Here is a 6,000-nt window from a genome sequence, read left to right on the forward strand (position 1 = left end):
CTCTCCATCGATCGTCGATTACCGGGCCGTAGTCATGGACAGGTGCTGGGAGAATCCACGAACGAAGCGCCGGCCCGAGCGGCAGGCGAGAGCTGCGCGAACCTGTCGCGGGAGCCCGGTCGCGCGCCGGGACCCGGAGTACCTGAGCACAGCCCGGATTCCGCCCGCGCCCGATCCACACCGGTGACCGTCGCCGTGCTGGCCGCCCTCGTCGTGGCGATCGGCGCTCTGGAGAGCATGCCGCTGCCCGCTCTCCCGCTCATCCAGCGAGAGCTGGGGTTGAATCCGGCCCAGGCCGCCCTGCTGGCCACCACTTTGCTGCTCACCGGCTCGGTGACCATGCCGACCATCGCCAAGCTCGCCGACGCCCGCGGCGGGCAGCGAACGCTCCTCGCGCTCGCCTGGTGCATCGTGGTCGGCGGAGCGTTCTCCGCGTTCGCCGGCTCGCTGCCGGTGATGCTCTTCGGCCAGTTCATGCAGGGGCTCGGAGCCGCCATCGTCCCGGCGACGTTCGTCGTACTGCGTGAGTTGTTCCCGGAGCGGATGTCGGTGGCGGTCGGGGTGATCACCGGGTGCTTCACCATCGGCGGCGGTGTCGGGGTCCTGGCCGCGGGGCCGCTCGCGGACGCGCTGTCCCGGCGCTGGATGTTCCTGCTGCCGACGCTGATCGTGGCGGCGCTCGCTGTCGTCGCGCACCTCACGCTCCCGCGCCGGACCGTCCACAAGGGACGATCGGCGCGGCTGGACTGGCCGGGTGGCGTCCTGCTGGCGGCGACGCTCGCGACCATTATGCTGAACCTGTCCTGGCTTCCGCAGAACGGGTGGTTTTCCTTCACCACCGTCGCCCTGCTCGTCCTGACCGTCGTGTTCGGCACCGCGTGGGTACTGGTCGAACGGCGCGCCGCCGATCCCATGGTGGACCTGCGCATGCTGGGCAGGCGGGGCGTCTGGAGTTCCAGTGTGGTCGCCGGGATGCTCGGGGCGGGCTACACCGTCCCCTACTTCCTGTTCCCCCAGCTGCTGGCGATGCCGCCGGCGGTGGCCGGGTTCGGCTTCGGCGCGTCGTCCAGTGCCATCAGCCTGTACCTGTTCCCCGGAATCGCCGTGGCGATCGCGGTCGGCCCGCTGACCGGGCTGCTCGTGCGCAGGGCCGGTTCCCGCGTGGTTGTCGCGGGCGGGCTGCTCCTGACCGCGTCGGGCGGCCTGATGGCGACGCTGTGGCACAGCGCGCCCTGGCACGTCGTGCTCAGCCTGCTCCTGACGATCGGTCTCGGCATGGGCGCTGCCTCCACCGCCCTCTACACCGGGGTCATCGACTCGGTGGAGCGCGCGGACACCGGCGTGGCGACCGCCATCAGCGCCATCAGCCGCGGGATCGGGGCATCACTCGGGGTCCAGATCGCCGCCGCGATCATCTCCGCGGGGACCAGTCCCCGCACGCATCTTCCCACCGAGCAAGGTTTCCAGGCTGGTTTCCTGCTGTCCGCGGCGCTCGTCCTGCTCCCGCTCGCGATCGTCCGCTTCGTTCCGGGCAGCGCGCGACAGGTGGCCAAACCCTCGCCCACCACGAAGGTCACCGAACCGGCGGTCCCCTGAACCCGTTCGAGCCGCGACAGCGCCGCGAACACCCGGAAGCGGGTGCCCCTGTCGGACAGGGCGTCAGCGCCGGAACGCGTCCGCGGGCTCGATTCTCGTCGCGCGGATCGCCGGGTACACGCCGGCCAGGAGGCCGGTCACGGTGCCGATCAACGGCGCGGCGAGGGCGGGCGTGACCGGCAGGATCGCGGTCCACCGCTGGGCCAGCGCGACCACCACGGTGGTGATGACCCCGATGCTCGCGCCGACGACACCGCCCACTGTGCCGAGCACGCCGCTCTCGACGAGGAACTGGCAGGCGACATGGCGCCTGCCCGCGCCGAGTGCCCGTCGCAACCCGATCTCGCCGGTCCTCTCGAGAACCGAAACCAGCGTGGTGTTCGCGATTCCCACGGCGCCGATGGCCAGGCATACGCCGGCGAGGAGGACGAAGAGGCTGCCGAGATCGGTCGAAACGCCGTCTCGCAGGGCGCGCGGGTCGGGCGGGGCGATCACGTGGAAGGTGCCCGGATCGTCGGGGCGCAGCGCCAGGGCGATCCGGCCCGCCACGGTCGGCGCGGCGCCGAGGTCGGTGTCGACGATCATGCGCGGCGGCTGGTCCTGTCCGCTCGGCGCGCCCCAGATCCGTTCGGCCGTCCCGCGAGGCACGATGATCGAGGAGAGCAGCTCGGCCTTGCGCTCGACGTCGGCGAGGATGCCGATCACCGTCATCGGCGTCCCGCCGAGGAACACCACGGGGCGAGTGTCCACACGGGACACTCCGAGCCGGTGGGCCGCGGCTTCGCCGAGCACCACGACGAGCTCGCCCCGGTTGTCCAGTGCGGCGTCGAACAGCCGCCCGCTGCCCAGCGTCGGCCGGAGGGCGGGGAGCACACCCGGTGACGCGGCGAAGACGGGAACGGCTTGGCTTCGAGCTCCCGGGATGATCACACCGGTCACGTCGCCGGTGCGACCGGCCGCGAGTTGCCAGTAGACCCCGGCGCTGCGGACGCCGCGGATCCGGCCCGCGCGGCTGTCGGCGTCGGCAGGGAAGCTCAGCGAGTTCGCGCCGCTGCCCGCGGGTAGCGGCGCCTCCTCGACCTGCACCTCGGTGGAGGTGAGCGCGGTGAACCGGTGCGAGACCTGCCCGGCGGCGCTGGCGGTCAGCCCCAGTACCGCGACCACCGTCGCGACTCCGAGCACCGCGCCCAGCATCGTGAGCGCGGACCGGCCGGGCCGCTGCAGCACCCCGGCGAGTGCTTCGCCGAGCAGGTCGGCGGAAGAGATCTTCGACCGTTCGGCGGACCGGCTCATGACGGGGACTCCTCATCGCTCAGCACGCCGTCGCGCATGTGGGCGACCCGGCCCGCCACGGCCGCGACCTCCGGATCGTGGGTGATCGTCAGAACGGTGACACCGTCGGCGTGGAGCCCGCCGATCAGCGCCATGACCGACCGCGCGGTCGCCGAATCGAGGTTTCCGGTCGGTTCGTCGCACAGGAGAAGCGAAGGCTGGGCAACCAGCGACCGCGCGATCGCCACGCGCTGGCGTTCCCCGCCGGACAGCGTGGTGGGTTCGGCGGACAACCGGTGCCCGAGCCCCACCCGCGTCAGCGCGTCCGTGGCCGCGGCCAGTCGCGCCCGCCGGGACGTGCCGAGGTAGAGCAGGCCCAGCATGACGTTCTCCAGAGCGGTGCGGTAGGGCAACAGGTGGAACGCCTGGAAGACGAACCCGATCCGGTTGGCGCGCAACGCCGTCCGCGCGCCGTCCCCGAGCCCGGTGGTGTCCACGCCGTCCAGCAGGTAGCGGCCGGCGGTCGGCCGGTCGAGCAGCCCGACCACGTTCAGCAGCGACGACTTGCCCGATCCGGACGGGCCGGCGATCGCCACGTGCTCGCCCCGGCGCACGACCAGCCCGCAGTCCCGGACGGCGTGGACCGGCGGCGACGCCGGGTAGGTCAGGCCGACGCCGTCGAACTCCACCACGGCGGGCGCGGTCATCCGGTTTTCCGCGCGGGAACGTTGGCCTCGGAGATGACGACCTGATCGCCGGGCCGCAGTGCTTCGCCGGCGGGCGCCACCGCGAGAAGGCCGTCCGCGGACAGGCCGGGCGAAACCGGCACGGTGTCCTGCTTGCCGCCCGCGGCCTGCCGGATCACGGCGGCGCCACCCCCCGCCGTGGCGAACAGGGCCGACACCGGGACGACCAGGACCTCGCCGTCGGTCGACGCGGCGGCGACGCCCAGCCGGACGTTCGTCCCGGCAAGTCGCGGATCCAGCGGCGCGGTGGGCGTGATCACGACGGGATGCCCGGTGGCGCCCGTGCCCTGGTCGGTGGTGAGCTCGCCGATCGAGGTCACTGTGCCCTCGGCGGACAGCCCGAGGTTCTCCGAGGTGATCCGCACCTGTTGGCCGGTACGGACCAGGCCGCGCTGACCGGGGTTGAGCCTGCCGTAGATCAGGAGCGGCCCCGAGGAAAGTGTCATCAGCGCCCCTTTGACCTCGGCGCCCAGTTCGGCTTTGGCGGCGCCGACGCGAGCAGGGAAGGCGGGCAGGAAGACGACCTCGCCGAGCGGGAGCATCGGTCCGCTCCTGGACTCGACATCGGTGAGGTTCTTCCTGGCCTGATTCAGATCCTGCTCGGCCCTGCCCACGGTGAGGCGTTGCGCCTGAGGAGCGGGCCCCGCCTTCCCGGCGCTCTTCGCGTCTTCCAGCGCACGCTCGGCCGCCTGGATCCGGTCGCGGGCCGCGGCGAGTGTCTGTTGATCGTTCTCACCCGCGCTGGGTGCCGAGTATCCGGTCGACGCGTAGAACGCCGCGAGGGCCGCCTTCGTCCCGGCGCCCAACCTGCCGTCGTGTTCTCGCGGATCGTGCCCGACGGTCTTCAGCGCCTCCTGGAGCTGGGCGACGTCCGCGCCTTCGGCCCCGGGCCGGAGATCCCGGTAGGCCGGCTTGTCGCCCGGCAGCGCGAACAACGGCCTGCCGGAGACCTCCAGGAACACCTCGCCCGGCCGGATCGTTTCGCCCTGCTTCTTCCGGATCCCGGTGACCAGCGCCTTCGCCGAGCCGGACTGTGCCGAGACCGACGGCGTCACGTCGACCTGCCGCGCCGCGGCGACATCCCCGCGCAGGACGACCGTCGAGGTCAGCACGCGCCGCTCGACCGTGGCGGTCAGCGTGGTCGGGCCCGGGCCCGCCGCGTCGGCCGCGACCTGCTGCGGCGACCTGATCCACGACCCCGTGACGAACCCCGCCGCGATGAGCGCGGCCGCGCCGAACGTCCACCCGGCGAGCACGCGCCGTCTCGACCGCATCGAACGGCCCTGGCGGGGGCTGGTGTTCTCCTGGCGCATGGCTACCTGCCGAGGATCGCCGAGACGGAACGGAGCACGGTTTCCTTCCCCTGCTGGAACGAGGCCAGCTCCGCGGACTTCGCTTCTATCTCCTGCTTCTGGTAACCGATCTCGACGGCGTTCTCGAGGGCGGCGAGGTCGGTCTCCCTGCCACAACGGGCCTCGGCCGACGCGACGGCCTTCTCCTCCGGGGAGGCCGTTTCCGTCGCCTTCCACCGCGGATCCCCTTCGGCGTCCTGGGGTGTCCGGTAGGTGAAGCCCGCCTGTTTCATGCATGTGCCCCACTGGTCGACCCTGGCCATCACCCGGCGGTCGTGTTCGATCTTCGGCTGCAGGTTGATGGCCAGGGTGCTGGGGTAGTTCGCGTCCCACCCGGGATCGGTTCCCTCGTGGAGTTTCCGATCCGCTTCGCTGATACAGCCCTTCAGGGGAACCGGCTGGCCGTTGAGCGAGCTGGTTCCTTCGCCGGTGAGCGCGGTACGCACCTCAGGGCTCACCTTCGGGCGTGACCGTTCCGCGGCTTTCGCTCGTTGCTCCCGCTCGAGTTTCTGTTGCCGCTCTTCCGGTGTCGGCTGGTAGCCGAATTCCCTCGCCCGCGTTTCGTCGAGGAACACATAGACGTCCGGCCGATGCCGGTTGGTATCGGGACGGTCCGGGTCCGGCGTCCGATCCGCCGCCGGCGGCTGCCATTCCAGCCCGAACCGCCGGACGCACTGAGCTTGCAGCACGTTCTTCGCCTCGGAGATCAAGTCGAACTGGCCTGGCGTGAGGATGTAGGCCATCAACGGCTGGTCGAGCAGCGTGCCCGTGGCGACCGGCACCGTGACGATCGCGGGCTCGGCGGCTTCGTGACCGGGCGCCCCGCAGCCCGTCGCGCCGACGAGCGCGAGGCTTCCGCCGATGAGCCAGACGTGCGGTCGTTTCCCTCGTTCTTTCACGGCCTCCCCCGATTCGTGTGTTTTCGGCCGGGCGGAGCGGGTTTAACCCGGCGCGTGAACAACCGCCGATCCCCCCGAAATACCAAGGGAACACGTAAAGCAAATACTAAAGCGTGTGGTTGAGAGGTAACAAGC

Annotated in this window: 5 protein-coding genes; 1 reads left to right on the forward strand and 4 read right to left on the reverse strand. The window is 71.4% G+C overall.

The window, feature by feature from the left end; all coding sequences use genetic code 11:
- Positions 1-183 precede the first annotated feature (183 nt).
- On the forward strand, positions 184-1,596 hold the full coding sequence (locus tag ACFW0G_RS19985) for an MFS transporter (protein WP_378326827.1): 1,413 nt from the start codon (positions 184-186) through the stop codon (positions 1,594-1,596).
- Positions 1,597-1,659: 63 nt separating this feature from the next.
- Here ACFW0G_RS19985 and ACFW0G_RS19990 read toward each other — a convergent pair whose 3' ends face one another.
- The 4 genes from ACFW0G_RS19990 to ACFW0G_RS20005 are packed head-to-tail and all read right to left on the reverse strand — an operon-like array spanning position 1,660 to position 5,865.
- A complete protein-coding gene (locus tag ACFW0G_RS19990; protein ID WP_378326828.1) occupies positions 1,660-2,889 on the reverse strand; it encodes an ABC transporter permease in 1,230 nt (409 codons plus the stop codon).
- Complete coding sequence (locus ACFW0G_RS19995) at positions 2,886-3,575, reverse strand: ABC transporter ATP-binding protein (protein ID WP_378326829.1); 690 nt, start codon at positions 3,573-3,575, stop codon at positions 2,886-2,888. The genes ACFW0G_RS19990 and ACFW0G_RS19995 overlap by 4 nt, the downstream gene beginning before the upstream one ends.
- Complete coding sequence (locus tag ACFW0G_RS20000) at positions 3,572-4,927, reverse strand: peptidoglycan-binding protein (protein WP_378326830.1); 1,356 nt, start codon at positions 4,925-4,927, stop codon at positions 3,572-3,574. Before ACFW0G_RS20000 ends, ACFW0G_RS19995 begins: the two co-directional genes overlap by 4 nt.
- Before the next feature lie 2 nt (positions 4,928-4,929).
- A complete protein-coding gene (locus tag ACFW0G_RS20005) occupies positions 4,930-5,865 on the reverse strand; it encodes a hypothetical protein (protein ID WP_378326831.1) in 936 nt (311 codons plus the stop codon).
- Positions 5,866-6,000 lie beyond the last annotated feature (135 nt).

Source organism: Amycolatopsis sp. NPDC058986, assembly GCF_042741125.1.
GTDB lineage: Bacteria > Actinomycetota > Actinomycetes > Mycobacteriales > Pseudonocardiaceae > Amycolatopsis.